At 41.9% G+C, this 20918-nt stretch carries 14 protein-coding genes; 1 reads left to right on the top strand and 13 read right to left on the bottom strand.

The genetic code is table 11. The features are described from left to right. Nucleotides 1–229: 229 nt before the first annotated feature. The 13 genes from HB679_RS02750 to HB679_RS02690 all read right to left on the bottom strand — a co-directional run bounded on the left by HB679_RS02750 (nt 230) and on the right by HB679_RS02690 (nt 18990). The gene (locus HB679_RS02750) at nt 230–1393 is read right to left on the bottom strand and encodes a metallophosphoesterase (protein ID WP_214070402.1); all 1164 of its coding nucleotides are present in this window, start codon (nt 1391–1393) and stop codon (nt 230–232) included. 8 nt (nt 1394–1401) lie between these two features. Continuing rightward, nucleotides 1402–2421 (bottom strand): hypothetical protein, encoded by a 1020-nt coding sequence (locus HB679_RS02745; RefSeq protein WP_214070401.1) that lies wholly within the window; start codon nt 2419–2421, stop codon nt 1402–1404. 16 nt (nt 2422–2437) lie between these two features. Then, nucleotides 2438–3883: a hypothetical protein gene (locus tag HB679_RS02740; protein ID WP_214070400.1), complete on the bottom strand. Its 1446-nt coding sequence runs from the start codon at nt 3881–3883 to the stop codon at nt 2438–2440. A 42-nt stretch (nt 3884–3925) separates the two neighbouring features. Continuing rightward, complete coding sequence (locus HB679_RS02735; protein WP_214070399.1) at nt 3926–6817, bottom strand: TonB-dependent receptor; 2892 nt, start codon at nt 6815–6817, stop codon at nt 3926–3928. Between the two features lie 308 nt (nt 6818–7125). Continuing rightward, nucleotides 7126–7728, bottom strand: a complete 603-nt coding sequence (locus HB679_RS02730) for a helix-turn-helix domain-containing protein (protein WP_214070398.1) — start codon at nt 7726–7728, stop codon at nt 7126–7128. 11 nt (nt 7729–7739) lie between these two features. Beyond that, nucleotides 7740–8165, bottom strand: coding sequence for a PepSY-like domain-containing protein (locus HB679_RS02725; RefSeq protein WP_214070397.1), 426 nt, complete (start codon nt 8163–8165; stop codon nt 7740–7742). A 77-nt stretch (nt 8166–8242) separates the two neighbouring features. Then, nucleotides 8243–10699 (bottom strand): outer membrane beta-barrel family protein, encoded by a 2457-nt coding sequence (locus HB679_RS02720; protein ID WP_214070396.1) that lies wholly within the window; start codon nt 10697–10699, stop codon nt 8243–8245. Between the two features lie 134 nt (nt 10700–10833). After that, nucleotides 10834–11850 carry a metallophosphoesterase gene (locus tag HB679_RS02715; RefSeq protein WP_214070395.1) on the bottom strand — a complete coding sequence of 339 codons (1017 nt, stop codon included), beginning with the start codon at nt 11848–11850 and terminating at the stop codon, nt 10834–10836. 4 nt (nt 11851–11854) lie between these two features. Continuing rightward, the gene (locus HB679_RS02710) at nt 11855–12859 is read right to left on the bottom strand and encodes a YncE family protein (RefSeq protein WP_214070394.1); all 1005 of its coding nucleotides are present in this window, start codon (nt 12857–12859) and stop codon (nt 11855–11857) included. 75 nt (nt 12860–12934) lie between these two features. Continuing rightward, a complete protein-coding gene (locus HB679_RS02705) occupies nt 12935–14119 on the bottom strand; it encodes a hypothetical protein (RefSeq protein WP_214070393.1) in 1185 nt (394 codons plus the stop codon). Between the two features lie 21 nt (nt 14120–14140). Then, nucleotides 14141–16855: a TonB-dependent receptor gene (locus tag HB679_RS02700; protein ID WP_214070392.1), complete on the bottom strand. Its 2715-nt coding sequence runs from the start codon at nt 16853–16855 to the stop codon at nt 14141–14143. Between the two features lie 174 nt (nt 16856–17029). Continuing rightward, entirely contained in the window at nt 17030–18316 is a 1287-nt protein-coding gene (locus HB679_RS02695; RefSeq protein ID WP_214070391.1) for a HAMP domain-containing sensor histidine kinase, read from the bottom strand. Beyond that, nucleotides 18313–18990, bottom strand: coding sequence for a response regulator (locus HB679_RS02690; protein ID WP_214070390.1), 678 nt, complete (start codon nt 18988–18990; stop codon nt 18313–18315). The genes HB679_RS02695 and HB679_RS02690 overlap by 4 nt, the downstream gene beginning before the upstream one ends. Before the next feature lie 415 nt (nt 18991–19405). Between HB679_RS02690 and HB679_RS02685 the strand changes: the two genes are divergently transcribed. Then, nucleotides 19406–20917, top strand: coding sequence for a hypothetical protein (locus tag HB679_RS02685; protein ID WP_214070389.1), 1512 nt, complete (start codon nt 19406–19408; stop codon nt 20915–20917). Nucleotide 20918 lies beyond the last annotated feature (1 nt).

Below are 20918 nucleotides of genomic sequence, written 5' to 3'. Positions count from 1 at the left end.
TGGGTGGCATTTTTTATTTCAGCACGGTTCGTTTCCTAAGTTTATCAACGCAAAAAAGCCCTTCGCTCTACCAAAGGGCATAATTTACAATAAATTAAATTCAAGCAAAAAGTTGTTCAAGCCGTTTGCAGTTTCAAACCAAAGGTTCTAATCCATATGCTCGTACCAGTATCAGTATGATCTTTGGAAAGTCTTATAAACCGGGGGTTTGGTTGCGAATAAGGTTCATTTACCTTTTTACTACTAAAGAAATCGTCTTAGAATCGCCAAAAACCACTTTGGGCAGCTGGCTAGTTGGTTCTGTATCCCACAAACATTCTCTTACGGTAAGCTCCTGTTTTACCGCATCGAGCGAAATCAATTGAAATGACAATTTAGTTTCGTCTTTAGATGAATATTCACCCTTCATTGGCGAATCAACACGAAATGTATTTAATGCCACATCATTATCCGGGCCTCTGTAAACATAGAACTCATTCCAGTTGCTATTGCCATGAAAATACGCTTTGATGTTAGGGTGCGCCCTCAAAAAAGCCACCCAGCCGCGCTGTTCGATATCGGTTGCGCCGTCATTTTTTGCCGCTACGTGCCCTTCTTTATAATGTTCGGCGGTTAAGTTCTCAAATTTATTATCGAGTGTCATATTATACGGCGGTACCGGGTTGGTAAAATGCTTTGATTCGCAGGTTGGCTGGTCATGGCAAAACACAATAACAGGTGTGGTGTTAGCTACCTTTTGCAGATCTTTTTGCATCCAGATGCGCTCGGCAGAGTCTGGCCAAAGGGTAATAAATATTACATGTATCCCCTTTATGTTTAATGAGTAGTTGACCTTATCTGTTGTATAGTTATAATTTTCGTTGGTTTTGGGCTGAGCCGGTTTCATCATCAGGTTATAGATTTTCACCATAGCAGTTGGGTCTGTTTTTGGATTCATTGGTTTACTATAACCTATTGCATTTGATATGTCGTGATTTCCCGGAGCAAGCAAAAGTTTAGCAGGTTTGTGCTGATGATCTTTCAAAGTTACCCCATACCTATAATCGTGTTCAAACTGCGCCCAACTGGTAGCTGCGCTTTGATACGGAATCTCCATACGATTGGCAATATCGCCGCTTTGTATCAGGTAATCTACCGCAGTTACTTTTTTGCCCGATGCTATTCCGCCATCATCCGGCAACGTTAATGCCGGCACCGTATTAATGGCCTTGATCATGGCCGCATTCACAATTTTAGCATTTACGGCCGTATCGCCTTTAAAATTCTTTCTGGTGATGCCATAATGGGCGTCTGACGTATAAACCATTTGTACAATTTGGCCAAATGTAATAGAAGGATAACCAAGGCCAATCAACAGACCAAGAAGAAGCGCAATTTTAAGATGACGTTGCATAACAGGTTTTATTTTCTTTTATAATAAGATATAGTAGCAAGTTTTCCAGGGTAACCTTTTATCTCTGTGTCTGTATAATAACCAGATCCATCGGCAGCAAAGCCTACCCCCTCTCCTTGTGGTTCATTATCAGCATAAGGTGCAACCTGTGGCTGGGTTAAGAAGCCGCTTGATATAGTGGTTCCCGCCGCAAGTTTCCAATACCAGATCAATTCATTACTTCTAAGCAAGATCTCTGTACCGTCTGGAGATATATCGCCACCTGTTGCTTTATTAAAAAACAACTGCGCTACCGGCGATAAAACCGTTGTCGAAGTTAAACTTTGTGGGTAACGTGCAACGTATATTTTTGAAAAATTACTTTCCTTACTGGCTATATAAATATCTTTTGTTGACGGGTCAATCATAAGCGTTTCGGCATTGCGCGGCCCATCCGGATATTTTAATTGAATGATATCAACACTGTTAATATCGGCTACGTAAGGCAATGTTTTGCCGGTCAGGTCTGGTTCAGGGAAGCGATAAATAAACACAGAGCTGTAAACCGATTTATTATCGCCTATTTCGGCTATATAAATATAACTTACACCGGCCACAGGGCCTGGTCCAACCGCTATATCTTCCCAATCCCGGTTACCTACACTAGTAAGTGTCAATGTTCCCTTATCGGCACCCGTTCCGTCTGTTAAATACACCTGGGCAGCGTTACCACTATCATTATGGATATAAAGCACACCCGGATTGATCCGGCTGGCCGCAACGCCCGATATTTCAAGAAGATCTGTCCTCGAAAGCTTATTGGTAACAGGTATAGCATTAAATAATTTACAGGTATCTAACAACGATGGGCTGTAAGACGGGGTAATAAAATTGACCGTTACAGGTGGTTTGACTGCTGCAACAGTATCGGTATTAGGCGAAGTTGTAACCTGTGTCTTTTTGCACGAAAAACAAAAAAATATTATAAATAGTAACAACCCCATTTTCATGGGGTTGTTACTAAAATGAGGTGTTATATAAGATCTCATTAATTATTGACAGCTATTAATGATGGTTACCGGTACCGTCTGATTGATAGCATCCCATATCTTTTCCTGGCGCTGTTATGCCACTTGATCCAAAGTTAGGATCCATAGGGATTCCGGCAGTAATTGGCTGAAAAGCTGTTGTTGTGCCTTTACCAAGGGCAGGCGAACCACTTTGTAAACGAAAGTTATAACCATCTACAGAGCACTGGGTTATCCATGAACCGGCAACAGCAGGCAGTGGAAAATTGGCGAACATTGGGTTATTTTTGCCAACTAATGAGCTACCGTCATAAACAAGACCAAAAGCATATTTTGAGCCAAGGAAGGCTGCCATGTTAGGAATGTCAGTTGCTTGCGGATGTGTTACTACCGGCTGTGCCACGTTGGTAGGCACAAACTGGCCTGCCATGGCGGCGTTATCAGCATAATAATAATTGTAGCCGTAAGCAGTTTGTTTAATTAAGGATGATGAACTGTAAGTGGTATCTGCTAAATAAACTTTTGCACCGCCCGGGCCGCCGGCTATACGTACACCAAAATCGCAGTTAACGATAAGGTTGTTGTATACAAGCGCCCTTGAATTGTTTTCAATTTCAACAGAGCCGCTTCGTGCACCGAAAACACCATTGTTTCTGAAACCGTCATTCACATAAGTGTTGTTATACATGGTAAACTGGCATTCGCCTGCAGTGGTGCCATCGCTTGCTGTTTTAGTACCGTTGGTAGCGCCACCAATAATCAGGTTATAGGCCATATTACCTACAGCACTGCCTTTGGCGTTAAAGCCGTCACCACCGTTGCTTCCGCATTTTTCCATTGTGTTGCGCATAATGTTATAGAAACCGCCATAAAAACGTGTTGCGTCATCGGGCGAACCATACATCCATGAATCTTCCATAATAAACACACCGGTAGGATTAGTAAAATAAAGGATATACTGAGCGCCGGTTTTTAGCGAGTTTCCGTTAGGGAAAGGAAGGGCTTTCAACGTTGCGCCACCAAAGTCAAGGTGTGTCCATTTAATAACAACTAACTTGCTGGTAGGGCCTGCATATATACCGCCCCAGCCACCAACGTAAGCCGAATCAACACCTACGGTTGATGTGCCGGTAGTTTTGCTTCTGCGCGGATCGGTAATAGTAATCGGCGCGTCTTGAGTGCCAAGGCTTATCAAATCGCCGTTTACGATGATGTTGGCACCGTTAGTCATGTTTAGCTTTACACCCTTCTGAATCAATAATGTATCACCCGCATTTACCGTGATATCTCCACCAATGGTGTAAGTTTGGTTGGCCAGGAATGTGCCTTTGTAAGTTCCGGCAGGTAAGATGCCCGAGTTGGGTATCGCTTTCCCTACCTGTATCTGGGGTTGAGATACAATCGCATTATCGCCGCCTTTCTTACTGCATGCAGCAAGCGCTAAAAGCGATATTCCTAGTGTAATGATTTGTAACTTTTTCATAAAAATAAATCGAGGTTAATTATTTGTTTAATTGTTAATTGTTTAAAAATTGTACTTCACACCCAGGTTGTAGCGGGCATAATATTGGTCATACTGAACCGTAGTATAGGCTGCACTTTCCTGATGGGGATATTTGGCTATCCCTGAGTAGTTGTAAGTGTTGTTTTGTTTGATAACCAGCTCGTAAGGCGTGTTTAACAGATTATTAGCTTTTGCATAAACAATGAAGTGTTTGCCAAGCTTCTTCTGAGCAGAAAAGTCAAGGAATGTTGAAGGCCTTTCCCAGGTATCCAGGCCATAGTAGTTAGATACCGCTTCTATCCTTTCACCGATATAAGAAAGCGATAACTGGGCATCTATGCCATTTTTTTGATCTTTATACAGTAGCGATGCGTTGCCTATATTGGCTGCCTGTCCCTGCAGTGGCCTTGTTTGATCAATATGGGTCACCTGGTTGTCAAGCACAATACTTTTTGCAGTGGTAATCTGCGATTTAGTGTAGGTGTAATTAATTGATGCGCCAATGTTGCCAAAATATTTTTTAGCCTCTAATTCTAAGCCGTAATTGGTGGCATTACCAAAATTGTTTGGTGTAAGGTATAAGTTGGCGCCGCCCGAAGCTTGTTGCAGCTCGGTCTCTATCGGGTTAACCAGGTGCTTATAGAAGCCGCCTGCCATAAACTCATCAAATACCCGCGGGAAAAACTCGTATCTTAAATCATAGTTATCAATAACGGTATGCTGTAAATACGGGCTGCCAATATGCTGGTAATATTCATCGGCTGTTTGATCAGGGAAAGGGATCAAATCTGCAAATGCAGGCCTAAGGATAGATATATAATAAGATGCTCTTAAAGCTTGCTCATTAGTCAACGCATATTTAATATTGATGCTGGGCAGGTAATCTGTATAATCTATGGTCGCTGTTTTACCCGGAAAGGTAACCGGCAGTTGTGAAAGATAAGTTTGATAAGTATGTTCGGTTCTGACGCCGGCCACCACATCCAAACGATCTGTGATATAATACTTGAACATGCCATAAGCTCCCTGGATATTTTCAGTGAAAGTGTATACACCCGGGTCGTGAGCCGATGAGCCTTTGGCATTTACCGTATCAGCACCTATAAACAAGAACCTGGCATTTGGTATGGTGGTGTACGTTTCTGGCAAACCGTCAACAATCGTATTCGGTAAACTGTAGCTGTTATTATAATTATCCCTGGTTTTATGCCTGAACATGCCACCTGCCGAGAAAGTAATATCACGCCCAAATAACCTGGCGTTATAATGCAGGTTTAAATAAGCAGAAATATCTTTATCAGTGTTGTGTGACCAAACTCTCGATTCGTTTTGAACATAAGTTGGCCCGGTTGTAATGTTATGGGCAACCGAAACAGTTGGCTCCTGGGGGTTAGAGGTGTTTGCGCTGGTAGTGGTACTTGGATCGTCAGCAGTGCTGTATTGAGTGTCAAATTCTGCATCATCGGGCATTTTATGCGTTGCCTGTGAGCTGGCAATCGTCCAGTCGAGAGATAACGGTTTTAATATTTTATGCTTACCATTTAGCGTAATGTTATAAATATCTTGCTTATCGGTACGGGTTTCGGTCAGGTTATCTACCTGAAAAGTGCCGCGATAGCCCTGGTAAGTATAACCGCCGTAGGTATTGTCCTGCGTCTGTCTAACGCGATATTGGTTTAACTGTAGATAGCTGGCAAACAATTGCACGGTGTTGTTACTGTTAAACTTATAATCGATAGAGGCAATGGTACCTAAACGCTGTAACTGGGTAGAATACTGACGATTGTATGAACTTTGAAAAGCAGTTTCTTCGTTTTGTTGGGCACTACCTACCGGCGGACCTACAGTGTTTGTCTGTATTACAGCAAAGCTGTTAGCGCCCTGGTATAAATCTTGATAGCTACCAGAAAAAAGCACTCCTAATTTTCCGTTTAAGTAACGGTTGCCGATAGTAAGGCTGGCATTAAGATTTGGTGTAGCGTTGGCTGTTTTGGTAACCAGGTTTTGATAAGGAAAATCATTAGCAGTTGCAATTCCACCAGGATTAATTTCGCCGGGCGATTTACTGTTTACTGTGCTATGATCAAAACTGGCCAATGGCCTGTCAAAAAATATCTGACTGTAACCTGTACCAAACTCTCCGTCAACTTTTAGCCTATCCGGTGCAGTCTTCATCACCAGGTTAACTACACCGCCCGAGGCGTCGCCTTCCATGTCCGGGGTAAGCGTCTTGAATACCTCAATCCTATCCACTAAACCAGCGGGGAATATATCCAAAGGCACGTACCTGTTTTTGTTATCCGGGCTTGGTATTTTAATACCATTTATGAGCGTGGTGTTATACTGCTTATCCATACCGCGAATGATGACATGTTGCGCGTCGCCGGTATTGCTGCGGTCTATAGAAATACCCGATACACGCCCCAGTACATTTGACACCAGCACATCGGGAGAGATAGCAATTGACTGTGCCGAAACCACATTCATGGTGTTATTAGAAACTTTCTCTGTGTTTCTTGCGGAATAGTCGGTTGCCTTACTTACATATTCTATAACTGCCACTTCGTTTATTGCGGTGGTATTATCAATCATGGCAATATTTAATACAGTTGCTTTGTCTGCCGGCACATCTACATCATATTCTTTAGTTGTTTTGTAGCCGACATAAGTTACATGTAGCTTATAGTTGCCGGCCGCCATGTTATTAAAAGTGTAGGTACCATCTAGTTTAACCGAAGTATTTATTGTAGCGGCGCCATTTTCAAGATGCACGGCGGCGCCAATCAGTGTTTCGCCGGTTTTTGAATCGGTAACATGCCCTCTCAAAATGGTTTGAGCAAAAGACGGAAGACAAATTGCGGTTAATAAAAAAATTGTAAAAAGGTAAGATTTAGGTAGTAAGATTAATTTCATGAACAGGGGCTTATGATGTAACGTTTTGCGATGCTTTTTTAATAAAGCGCAAAGAAACCGCCTCAATTCTGAGTGAATCCTGAGTTTTACAACTGATTTAAATGAGTTAACGCAATGATTTTTTTATGTTAATATTTGACACGTTTTGATAACATTATCAAGGCTTAAATCAATTTTAAATTGATGGCTTTGTTATACTGCTCGTATTAAAATAATGTAATCAAACTAAAGCCCTGAGATTAACAGCTATTTATCACACAAAAAAGCCCCGCCAATTATGGCGAGGCTTTTTTGCCAGCACGCGGTGCTTATAAGTTAGCTACAAGGTTTTTTGCCTGGTTCAATAGTTTCACACCCGGTTTTAGGCTCTGTGTGGTTTTACTGATAATGCTTGCACTTTCAATCAGGCTAATCAATTGCCAGGCAATGTCTTCTGCTGACAAGTCCTCTCTAAATTCCTGATTGTTTATACCAGTTTGAATAATCTCTGCTAGCTCCTGCTTCCACAACAAAAGGGCCTTGGCAACCTTTTTCCTCATCTCTTCATGAACAGCGCCGGCTTCAATAGCCAGGCTAAATAAAGGGCAGCCGTTGCCAACCAACGTATACTCTGTTTTAGGGTGATGGAACTGGATATGCGCATTTAGTTTCGATCTGTTATCTGTACAGCCGCTAACCAACTCGTCAATTGCCTTTTTGCTTTGTTGCAGGTTATGATCCAACACAGCCATGGTAATATCATACCGGTTGTTAAAATAGCCATACAATACCGCTTTGGTTTTGCCCGTAGCTTTTTCTATTTCAGGTACGGAAACATTGCAATAGCCTTGCTCTGCCATTAAGGCTGCGCAATCTTTGATAATTTTTTCGCGGGTTTCAATCCTGGCCTTAGATCTGGCAATTAACGTCATCGGGTGGGCAATTAATCCTTTTTAATGAAATTGCCTTTTTCGTCAAATATCAAATCGCCCCCTTTAACTTCAGCCTCGTAGGTTACTTTGTGTGCAGCATCGGTAACAAGGCCCGCCTCTTTTATTTTGGCGCCTTTGTAATGTGCAGCTACATAGGGTGCAACGGCCTTAGGTAAATCATTTACGCTAATGGCCTTAACTATTTCAATAAAAACACCGGCCGGGGTAAACATCACAGAATTATCCTCGCCCGATTTACCACCCCAATTGGCCTCGTAATTACCCTTTTCTTTTTCCCAGGATACTTTGGTTGCTTCCGGGTATTTGGCCTTTAAAGCGGCTTTAACGGGTTCGGGCACAGCGGTGCTTTTAATGTCCTGCGCCATAACGCTGACAGTTAAAACTATACCTGCTGCTGTCAATAAGATCTTTTTCATGGTCTTGAATTTTTGTCAAGTTAAAAAGTCATTCTGTAGACAATCAGAACACATTCTGTAGTAAAACTGAGTTAATTTTAATTCTCCGGCGGGGCCTGTAAGCCACCGTTGTTATCGTCGTTTTCTTTTTCTTTCTTAAACTCCAGCTTCCCGAATTTATAGCTCAGGCTCAAGCCAAATGTGCGAAAGGGTACCTGACGCAAACTGCTTTGCGTAAAATTAGTGCCCGATGTGAGGGAGCGTTGATCAACATACTTGGTAAACGGATCTGCAGTGGTAAAACCTATGCTGGCGTTTTTATTAAAAAACAACTTGCGGATGGCTAAATTATAGGAAAAGAAAGCCGGCCGCGTTCCCTGGATAGTTCGTTGTGACGAATTGTAATTTCCGAAAACCTCGGCCACCAGGTTTTGATCGAACTGATAAGTTGTATTTAAGTTTAACCGGTACGTAAACCCGCTAACTTTTGGATTACCCGGATTGGTGGTTATCCTATCGGCAAACATGGTGTTGGCGCGCAAGTTTAGTTTATTGCCCACAGGTACCGATCCGAACAGGCTTAAGCCCTCGGTAGTTTCTGTACCGACATTGTACCGCTGATTTAAAAACACATTGGTGTATTTTGTACCGCCAACATTAAGGGTATCAAACTGTGTTGTGTACGATTGTATATCGTTGGTATTATAACGATAAAATACTCCCGCATAAAAATTAGCCCCCGAGTTGTAAGATTTGTTATAACCCAATTCGTAATTATGCCCAATTTCGGGCCGCAGGTTTGGGTTACCCGTGCTAATGTTATGGGGGTCGCTGATGTTATAAAATGGGTTAAGGTCATTATAATCCGGCCGCTCAATACGATAGCTGTAGCTTACTTTGATAGATTGTGTTGGGTCTATTTTGTGCGATAATATGGCCGACGGCGCCAGGATATTATACCCAGGTATGTGCGCATTGGGGAAATCTGATCTCGTGTTGGTGTACTCGTCACGTAAGCCTGCCTTAGCATCAAAAAAACCGAACAAAGAAAATTGTGCAGACAGGTAGTAAGCATAAACATTGCGTTTGTAATTAAAACCATAGGTTTGATCAGCATTAGGCACAAAACCACCAGCCGCCAGTGTATCTGTAACTACATTATTGTTGATGTTTTCAAAAACACCTTTAACCCCGGTTTCTAAGCTGAAGTTTTTGCTGATAGGTTGCACATAATCTATAGCAATATCGGTCTCCCGGTCTTTACCCGGGTTGGTGTTCATGGTGCCCGATGAAGGGAAATTGCCGGTTTGATAATCTTGCTGCTGAAAAGAGTATGAGTTATTTTTACTTTGGCTGCTGTTGTATAAAACGTCCAGCTCCTGGCCCTCCTTTTTAAAAGTCTTTTTATAAGCGAGGCTGTAGTCTATGGCATTTGCATTGAACCTGCTGTTTGAGTTTCGTAACGACAAGAGATCTGAAATTGAATTTTCAGATGGGCTTTCATTGACCATTTGATCTTGATTGGTTATACCATTGGTATGATTACCAAAATGGTTAAACCCAACCGACGCAGTCAATTCATCTTTTTTGCTGATGTTCCAATTGAAACTTAAGCCCGATTGATAACCGCTTCTTGCAAAATTGCCGCTGCCTTTTTGGTAGAGGTGGGTTGTGTTATTCAGCGTATTGTCTGTGGTATAACGGTCGTTGGTTGTTATGGTGGTGGTATTAAATTGATCATTCCCGCTAAAAAAAGCGTTAACGCCAATATTACCCTTGCGTACACCTAAATTAACCGATGCTGTATTTAAACGCGTGCCGGCCGATAGATTGACAGCGCCATTAATGCCCTGAACTTTACTATCCTTTAAAATAATGTTGATGATGCCTCCGGTACCGTTAGCATCGTATTTAGCGCCGGGGCTGGTTACCACCTCTATACTTTTTATCTGGCTTGCGGGGATAGATTGCAAGGCATCGGTAAGGCTGGCACCGAAAATGCTTGATGGCTTTCCGTTAATTAGAAAGCGGATATTGGCGTTGCCCTGCAACTCGACATTGCCATCAATGTCCACCGTAACCTGGGGTACCTTCTTCAACACGTCCAGCGCGGCGCCACCTTGCGAGGTAAGATCATTAGCAGCATTGTACACCAGTTTGTCGATCTTATTTTCAACCATGGGGGCTTTACCCACTATGGTGACGTTTTGAAGCTGTGTTTGTGCAGGAACAAACGATATGGTATTTAAAGAAATGGCGCGCACGCTATTACTCAGTGCAATATGATCGATAGTGGCAGATTTATATCCCATAAAATCAATCCTGATTGAATACTCGCCGTTGGGGATATTACTGATAACGAAATTTCCTTTAGTATGAGACACCGAACCATTAAACGGACTGGCTACCCCGATTTTGAAAATGCTGATACTTACATACTCAATAGGCTGTTTAGTATCGGCATCAATTATTTTGCCGCTTACCCGGCCATTGGCTTGGGCATTTACCCTGATAAAAGAGACAATTAATATAAACAGGAGACAAATTCTTTTCATGCAATAATTCAGCTATATCGCGCAAAAATGGCAGTCAATGCTGAATTAATTCTGAATTAAGGTTACAATAACAGTAAATAAAAAAAGCCATGCAATAATGCACGGCTTTTTTTGATATGCTGATCAGGATTGACCTACGCGTTTTTCAACTCTGTTTCATACAGTACTTTACCGGTAAGGTCTACAGCTTTAATATTTAACCGGGTTGAGTCTACCGAAAAATACATAAACCCATGAGCCGAAGCTGCAAAACGGCTAAAGGCCGCGCCTTCAGTAACCTTGGTCAATTCAGAACCTGCACCTGATATGATCTGGTTAGTATGCCCCTCTCCTTTAAGATGCTGTAAAGAATGTTCATGGCCTGAAAGGTAAACGTCAACTTTATGATCTTCGAAAGTTTTAGTAAGCGCTTTGCGCATGGTCAAAGTTTCAAGGTTTGTAATACGTGGCCCTACCGTGTACATTGGGTGATGGCCAACTACAATTTTCCATTTCACATCGGCCGATGCAGCAGCAAGTGTTTCGTTTAACCATTTCATTTGTTTGGCTACATAATCGGCTTGGTCTTCGTGTTGAAAAGGGTCGGTATCCATCATCACAAAAAGCACTTTGTCTTTGGTTTTTACTTTTCCAGGCTCCTTTATCTCTTTGTCGGCATCCTTATTCAGGCTTACCTCTTTCGAGTAATAGCGTGCCGGCATGTTCCAACGGCGGCTTATTTTACTGTAACGGATCTGTGCGTCAACATCTGTATGATGGTCATGATTGCCTACCACAATATGCCAGTCGCATTGCAGCGAATGAGCCGTGTAAATGTTTTCAAACGAAAAGTTGAATAAGGGATCTTCCTCGCTCACCACACCCGAGGGATAAAAATTATCGCCGCATGATATCACAAAGTTATTTGGATGATCTGTGGCCCATTGGCCCATTTGTTTGGCAACCTCCAACTGGTCGTACTCGCCATTTCGGCCCCAATCTCCCAATGCCATAAAATGCAGGGCAAAATCGTCTTTTACCTTTGGTAATAAGGTTAGGTCCTTACTATCCAGGTAGGTTACTTTTTCGTCGGCAAAAGCTGCCGCGGGGCCAATCAATGATGCACCCAGGGCGGCAATGGCCGTGTTTTTTACAAAATCTCTACGCTCCATATTGTTAATTTTTTAATTCGTAAACCAATAGCTTGAAAGAGTTTGGCAGCTGCGTTTTAGTGCCTTCTTTATAATCAGATACCGGGAAATAGATCTTGTGCGTAGACGCGTCCAGCGCCATAGTTTTAGCATGGTATTGGGTGGTGATCGTTTGCAAAGCGGTATAAGCATCAGGGCCGTTTTGTTTAAAAACGCTGGCTGTGCCGTCGCCGTTAGATGCGATGATCAGTTTATTTACTGCGTCATAAACTACAGCGTCAACACCCGATCCGATAGGCAATGTTTGTATCACTTTACCGCTGGCGATATCAATCACGCTCATCCCCTTATTCTCGCGGCATACGGTGAACAAGCGTTGGTTGGCTTTATCAATAGCTAAACCAGTTGGGCCACCACAAGGATTAAGCGGGAAGCTTTTTACTAATTTTAAGGTTTTAGTGTCAATAATGGCCAGCTTGCTTTTGTCTTCCAGATTGTTGTAAATCATTCCCTTGCCGTCGGCCACTGCAAATTCAGGCGCTCCACCTAAATCCACTGTACCAACCTGCGTCAAACTTTGCGGGTCGACAACTACAGCGGCATTGCTGTCGCCTTCAAAAGCAAAGATTTTTTTTGAGAACGGGTCATAAATAATACCGTCCGGACCTTTACCGGTAACCGCGATGGTTTTAACAACTTGCAGCGTTTTGGTATCAAAAGCAACTACGGCAGTTCCTTTGCCATCAGTAATAAAGCCTTTGTTAAGGTCGCTTACAATAGCAATGCCGTGTACGCCTTTCATACCGCTGATGGTGCCAATTACCTTTTCGGTAGACAGGTCAACTACGTTTACCGCGGTGCCGTGCGATGCATACAGGCGTTTGGCAGTCTGGTCTATAAAAACATAATCATTACCGCCATCGCCAGGCAGGGCAATACTTTTTTCGAGTACATATTTTTGTGCCGATGCGTTAAATGCATTGCAAAATAGCGCCATCGTAAAAAGAAGAAACAAGATATTCTTTTTCATAATAATAAAATCAGGATATAAATAAGCAGAAATCTGTTTGCACAAATTCCTGCTTAATATGGTGTATCAAATTAATTAGTGTTTGTTGCCTTTACCGTCAGAAGTATAAGCACCGATATCTGCGTTGTAGGTAGCGTTACCTTTACCTATTGCAGGCGAGCCTGTTTTAACATGGAAATCATAAGGATTAGCGGCGCCGTTTGGTTTAATAAAAGAACCATCGAATGAAACAAACAATGGGTCTTTGCTGATTACGTCGCTGGTTTGAGCTGTACCTACACCGTCGCTTGGGTAAAAGTTAGCAGCCAGGTTAATCACCACATTGGCATTATCAGTAAATGTTGCTGCAGAAGCATAGAAAAGATTGTTTCCATAAGTGGTGTTTTTGGTATCACCGTCAGGGAAAATATCAACGCCCTGGTAGTTGTTCACCATTAAATTATTGTAGATGTGGCCAATTGCATTTACACCTACAGATACCCCTCTGCCTGGTTCTGCTGCACCTCTTCTCCAACCGTTAGCAACCATGGTGTTGTTGTAAACATTCACCACGGTTTGCGGGAAAGGCACGCTGCTGCTGGTTTCTAATTTAACACCAGAGCCGGCTTGATTATAGATTACGTTATAAGCAACGTCGCCGGTTACACCAGCTTTAAGGTTAATGGCTTCGCCATCTGTACTGCCTGATGATTGAATAGTATTACGTAATATAGTAACATGCGCTAATTTGATACCCATCAAGTCGTCTTGACCGTTAGTGAACCATGAGTCTTCAATATCAACATTGATGGCTACTGCAACACTTACTGATTTACGCGGATCGCCGCTTGGGTCTGGGCCGCCGGTATTGTTAACGTGAGCCCATTTTATAGTTACAGCTTGCGCGCTGTCGCAGGCAAAACCACCCCAAGAACCTGGTTGCTGTGAATCAGAGTCGAAAGTAACAGGGTTGTTTTGACTGCCTAATACTTGCAAAACACCGTTAATATTAATTTGAGCATCGTTTTTTATAACTACGATAGCACCAGGTTGGGCAGCCAATGTATCGCCTTTTTTAACGGTCAAATCTGCAGTAATTGTGTAAGTGCTGCCGGTTAATAAAGTACCTTTTACAAAACCGCTGATATTACCGGCCGCAATAGGATGCGATGGTGGTATTACCGGGGTGATGTTGTTTGTAGACTCTTTTTTGCTGCAAGAGGCCAGTATGGAAACAAAGGCCAAGCCCGTTACCAATAAAGAAAGCGTGTTTTTTTTCATGAGTTTATTGTTAATTGTTTTTTAGTTGACATATCGTAACCCGATATTATAGTTTGCTTTATAGATGTCACGGCCTACCGTGATGTTGTTGATGGTGGTGGTGGTGGGCGTATTTAACAGATTATTGAATTTTCCGAATAGCGTAAAATGCTTACCCACACCTTTTTCGCCGGATAGCGCAAGGAAGGATTGAGGTTGATGATAATAATCGTAACCATAATTATTATACACTTGCGAAAGAGTGGTGCCTATATATTGATAAGCTAGTTGAACAAAGACTTTATGCGCTCCGTCGCGATACATCAAAGATGCATTAGCAGAATTTTTAGTCTGTCCCTGCAGCGGGCGACTTTCCAGTTTGCCAACAGCAGTATTTTTTTGAGTAGTATCGGGGAAATCTTTTAACGACGTTACATTCGAGTAGATATAAGCGTAATTAGCCGATACGCCAATTCGCCCAAAATATTTGGTATATACCAGCTCTACGCCTTCAATAGTGGCTTCCGGGGCAATGTTGGTTGGCTTGTAGGTGATGTCTCCGCCACCAAAGCCAGTCAACTCCAGTTCTATTGGGTCATATAATTTTTTATAGAAACCGCTTATAAAAAGCTGTTCGTCATCTTTCGGGTAAAGCTCATATCGCAGGTCGAAATTGTCTGCTGTGGCATGTTTCAGGTTGGGGTTACCCGTTTCGCTGGTACCATTAGTTCCCTGTATATTGTAAGGCACTAACTCATAATAGTTAGGTCTTGAAAGCGATTTGAAATAAGACGCTCGAATATTGGTTTTAGCGTTTAATTTATAATTCAGCTGTAAACTAGGCAACACATCGGTATAGTTTTTCCGTACCGCGTTTTCAGCTGTCGGAATAAAAGTGGCATAGTCAAATCCCTGAGAGGTATTTTCTTCCCTAACGCCGCCAAAAATATCCAGTTTGTTTAATGACAATTTAAATTCGGCGTAGCCTGCTGTGATATCTTCAAAGGCCGTGTAATTATTCACATCATAGTCGGCTGTGCCCTTGGCATTATAAACACTCCAACTTGCGTTCTCTATGCCGGTATAAATTTGCTTGCCACCATCGGCTCCTGCCAAAGGTTTAAGCTGATATTGATCCTGTTCATTAAATCTATCCTTGTGGCGGTATAATCCCCCAACTTTTAATTCAAGCGTATGATCATTTATTTTCCCTTTATAGGTCAAATTGGCAATTCCATCCTCATCCTTATCATTGTTATGCTGCCAGGTATGTGTAATACCGTCGAAGTAATCGGGCGTGCTGGTAAAGTCTGTTTTGATGAGGTGATTGATGGAGATATCTGCCTCATCGGGCATCTTCTTGGTAGAAACCGAAAACACACCGGCCCAATCAAACAATAAATGTTTAGAAAGGATGTGCTTACCCTCCAATTTGAAATTCTCCAATAATTCTTTTTGTACCAGGGACCTATTGTCATCGGTCACCGTACCAGTGCCGGGACCATTACGACCGCCATTTCCGCCAACAATAGCAGTATCTATCCCTAAACGAGCTTGCGCAAGGTAGCTATAGAGAAAAACGTTATTAAATAAGATCTTGTTACGTTTGTCAATGATATAATCTGCATGTACGGCAAGCCCATTATTGATTTGGTGATTAGAATAAGTCAGGTTAGAGAAATCGGTTATACCCGGCTTAAAATCATCCTGCGGATTAGCCACAACCGGGTTAAACTGCGAATTGGTACCGAAATATTGATTTTGATAGTTATCCGCTATCATAATCCCGAGCTTGCCATCCAGGTACCTATTACCGTAAGTTAGTCCGGCTACTGCCGAAGGCAAGGCTGTTTTCTGTTTAAAGTCAAGATTTGAGCGGCTAAAATCTCCGGGCTGTGCTTTATAGTCGTCGCCATTGATTGCCAACGGACTTTTAGAGCTGATATCTGCTGTCGAGAAGCTCTGAAACTTGCGGTCAAGGAATATCTGGCTATATCCAATTTGCGCGTTCGCTTTAATTAACATGGTATCCGGCGCGTCTTTAAACACCATATTTATTGTACCGCCAATAGCATCGCCCTCCATTTCCGGAAGCAATGATTTACTTACTTCTATCTTCTGCAATAAGTCCGACGGCACTACGTCAAGTGACACGTATCTTGATTTTTCATCAGGGCTTGTAACTTTTACCCCATTTATCAATGTGTTATTATATCGCGGTTCCAGTCCTCTGATCATGGCATAGGCTTCGCTGCCACCTGTATTACGTTGAATAGTCACACCAGAAACGCGTGACAGTACATTGGCCGCGTTAATATCCGGCGAACGCTCCATAACTTTTGCAGTGACTACGTTAGTAATGTTGTTGGCATCCTTTTCAGCCGTTCTGCCTGCAGCCTCCGACTCTTTATCCAGCCTTCCGAATACACTCACAGCCTGAAGATTTTCCTCTTTTTGCTCCATGGTGATGTTCAAGACCACGGTTTGGCCGGGGCTAAGTTTGATTTTCTTCTCAAACTCTGCGTAGCCAACATATTTCACCTTGATCTTATACTCGCCGGCAGCTACCGATAAGATGTAGTTACCATTTTCGTCAGTTATTACAGCGTGCTTTTCTTCATCAAAACGCACGGTAGCACCTTGTAAGCGTTCGCGTGTTTTTGTATTGGTGATCTGCCCTCTAAGTGTTGCGTTTTGTGCACAAACTATCGTGGTAGAGAATATAAGAAGTATAAAAAAATAAAGTTTTTTGACCATGTGTTTAGCTCATTTAAGAGCAAAAAAGCCGGCCAATGTTGGAGGAAGATTGGATTATGAGTGTATAACCCGATGTTTAATTAAATCGTAATATAAAGTTAATAAACAACTAGTTATGAAGCAGATGTGGTAACTTTAAATCAGACAAAATTAACAATTACTTAAAGCTTGCCGCTAAAAATTAATTATAAACTGATGGTAGGGCGAATCAAATCTGTAGGTTAATAACAAATCAAAGTTCTCGCAGATCTGGCGGGATATGGTTAACCCTAAACCACTGCCTTCTGACCCGGAAGATTTATGAAACCTGGTAAAAATATCTTCAACGGGTAAGGGTTCCCTGGCACCAGTGTTACTAATTATAAAATGTGCTGGTGTCAGTTCAATCCGGATCGATCCACCCTCGTAGTTATGTCTGATAGCATTGGTGATCAGGTTGCTTAATAAAACTTCTATCAGATAAGGGCTGGCCAGTATTTCTTTGGCTTCGAAATGGCAGGTAAGTGTGAGTTGCTTGTCCTGGTATATTTCTTCAAACTGGACGATCATTTCTTCGATCATCATTTTTAAATCAATCGACTGCCATTCCTGGAACAACCGGTTCTCAATTTTCACTAACAGCAACAAAGACTGGTTTAACCGGTTTAATCTGGAAACGCCACTGTAAAGATCATCCAGCAACTTGCTTTGTTTCTCGCTGAAGTTATCGGTTTGCAACAAAGAGTCTAATTTAGAGTTGACTATCGATATGGGCGTTAAAAACTCATGAGACGCATTCTCTGTAAAAGTTTTCAATGTGCTATAATCTTGCTTTGCTTTAGCGGCCATTTTTGTTACTGCGATATTCATGGCTCTGAATTCATCGATTTGCGTGTCTAACATCGGAATAGTAGACGGTTCGGTGATATTGAACAGGTTTAGCTCATGCATAATGCTATGAAATGGACGCCATAACCGGTTTAACATCAAACGGCCGGTTAAAAACAATGCCAGCAGCAGAAGAAGAATGACGCCGGCAGTGATGAGAAAAATAATCCGGATCAAATCTTCGGTTTCAACTTTTGATTCGACGATCACTACTTTATAATACTGGCCCCCTAAGGTTACCGATGTAATCAGCCCTCTGCCGGGTTCAAGATTACCGTCACGATGATAGGCTAATCTTTTAGGATTATCCTTGCCCCATTTTTTAAAATACAGCGTATCAACAAATTTGCGTTTTATAGAATTTGGAGTGGCTTTCTTAAAACCTATTTGTAGATACTTCGAGTCAAAAATCTGGGGTAATTGTTGATTAACGTGCACATGCTCCGCTATCTCCATTTCCTCGTTTTGCAGATCTTTATCTTTTTGACGCGTAAGCACCCAACTGATAGCCTGATAATAAGCAATGCCGGTAATAAGCGTAAGTACAATATAAGCAATTAGGTTTACCTGATTATATCGGTCAAATAGCTTCATTCTTCTGAGAATTTATACCCTGTGCCGTACGCGGCTTGTATATAATCTTTACACCCAGCTTCCATCAGTTTTTTACGGGTGTTTTTGATATGCGAGTAGATAAATTTGAAGTTGTCGGCTATGTCAATACGATCACCCCAAAGATGTTCCGCAATAGCATTCTTTGAGACAACCTTATCTTTATTAGCTATAAAATAGAGCAATAGCCCGTATTCTTTTGGAGTGAGCTTTACAATCTGCCGGCCCACTTTTACTTGTTTTCCCAATAAGTCGATACTAATCTCATTAAACTTAAGCAAATTACTGCCGTTAAATGATTTTCGACGTATTATTGCGGTGACCCTGGATTTCAATTCGGAAAGATGGAACGGTTTAACCAGGTAATCATCAGCACCCAGGTCCAGTCCTTCTAACTTATCATCCAGTGAGTTTTTAGCCGATATGATAAGCACGCCATCCGGGTGATTATTTTCCTTTAAATTTTTAAGCAAATTTATACCACTGCCCCCAGGCAAGGTTATATCCAGTAAGATACAGTCGTATCGGTAAAGATTTATTTTGGTCAAGGCATCGGCGTAATTCCCGGCAATCTCACAAACATTTCCCGCTTCAGAAAAGTAATCTTCAATACTTTCGCGCAGGGCTTGCTCATCTTCTACAATCAGTATTTTCACGAGTTTTTTTGTGAAAATAAATATAAATATTGGAGATATTTTGGAGAAGTGGTTAAGTCGAAGTTTACAATCTTAATATACCTTAAAGACAATGTCCCTTTTTGAAAAACATCTTTAACTACTGCCAAAATCGCAGAAAGGTGTTCAATCCTGATCTCCTTAACCCCGCAAATAAAAACCTCAACGAATTTAAAATCAATTAGTTGGGATTTTATTTTTACATAGGGCGCAAATTGGACTGCAATTACCACCTGGTTCAAGCCTCTCCTATCACTACACTCTTTATATTCATATCTCTTACATGTATTCGGCGAATTGATAGTAAATAACTATTTCGATTGCGTAAATTTTTCATGGTTCATTTTAGTTTTCATTAACAAAGATTTCTATCATTGTTAATGACCAATAATAAATCATGAAACCCAAGCTTATATTATCCGGATTCTTTTGCCTCTTTTCTTTAGCAGGTTATTGTCAAAAAAAGCAAGTTTCATTAGTTCCTGATAAACCGTCGCAGGCTCCAGATTATTTCTGTACCTGGAATGTTCAGGGCTATGTAACCAGTTACGGGCCGTCAACGGTAATGAGGAAGGCCATGATCGAACAAAATATTTTTGGTTCTGGCACATATGAGCGTTGGGCTGCCATGTTTTCTAAATTGCATAAAGACCTTTATTTAGTTTTAGATGACGATTGGGAAACACCGCTAAACGGCGACAAAAGCTATTATGGAAGCTTAATTGTTGATGATGGACGGTTCCCGTCTGTGAAAGGCTTGCCGCCTGAGCAAAAATTAGCTTCCTTATCAAAAAAAACAAAGGCATTAGGCTGGAAGGGTTTAGGGCTTTGGATCTGTGCGCAACAAGCACCAAAATATAAAACCGACGATAGTATAGCCTATTGGACGGATCGTTTTAACTGGATGAGAGACGCAGATATCCGTTACTGGAAGGTAGATTGGGGAAACGATTCAAAAAAAGCAGCCTGGAGGGCCTGGTTAACAAAATTGGGCAAACAGGTGGCTCCAAATCTCATTATTGAACAAGCTATGACATCGTCTGTATTATCAACAGCAGAAACTTACCGTACTTATGATGTGGAGAACATTATCGCTGTTCCGCATACCATTGACAGGATTGGCAAGTTATTGACTGCGCTTCCAAAAGGTCAGGCGGTGAGTATCATTAACTGTGAAGACGAACCTTATATAGCTGCCGGCACAGGCTGCGCTATCGGCATTATGCGTCACGAATTCAATGGCAATTTACCGGATGGCACGCAGGACTATACCTTTCCTCCGGTGGGCAGAGATTTAAAAAGCAGGCTTGATGAGGTAACGCGCTGTGTAATGTGGCATAAAATAGCAGCACCATTTGGCATTAATAAAACAGACTTTTATATCGATACCACCTTATTGTACGATCACTGGTTGATGAAAAGCCGCGAATCATGGATGAGTAACCATGGTGAAGGGTATAACAATGCCTTTCAAGCCCCTGCAATTATTACCCGCGGACTGGAAAAACCAATCGTTACCTTGAAAAAAGGCGACAGCATACCGCCTTATATCCTGGCATCAAGATATCCTGATGGCGCTATCGCCATAGCATCTATTGGCCGCACTATTGGCCGGGAATACCTTACGCCTCGTGCCGATGTATTATTAAAGGTCGAAGGTATCGATAAACCATTCGGGATATTCGGTCATTATAATAGCCTTACGTTACAGGTTGAACACCCTACAAAATTTAAACACGTATATGCTCAAGATCTGGCCGGCAATGTACCAACCGACATTACAGCCCAGGTTTTACGTAAAGGAAATAAGTTCACGCTTCCCGGAGCTATCATTGACAAGGTAGGTTTGGCCGCGGCATCAAAGAACGATCAATCTGAACCGGGGTTGGTATTAATATTCAAACAATAAA

The organism is Mucilaginibacter sp. dw_454 (genome assembly GCF_018449775.1).
Taxonomy (GTDB): domain Bacteria; phylum Bacteroidota; class Bacteroidia; order Sphingobacteriales; family Sphingobacteriaceae; genus Mucilaginibacter.
Note: the sequence above shows the minus strand (reverse complement) of the source record. Positions and strands in the feature narration are given on the sequence as shown.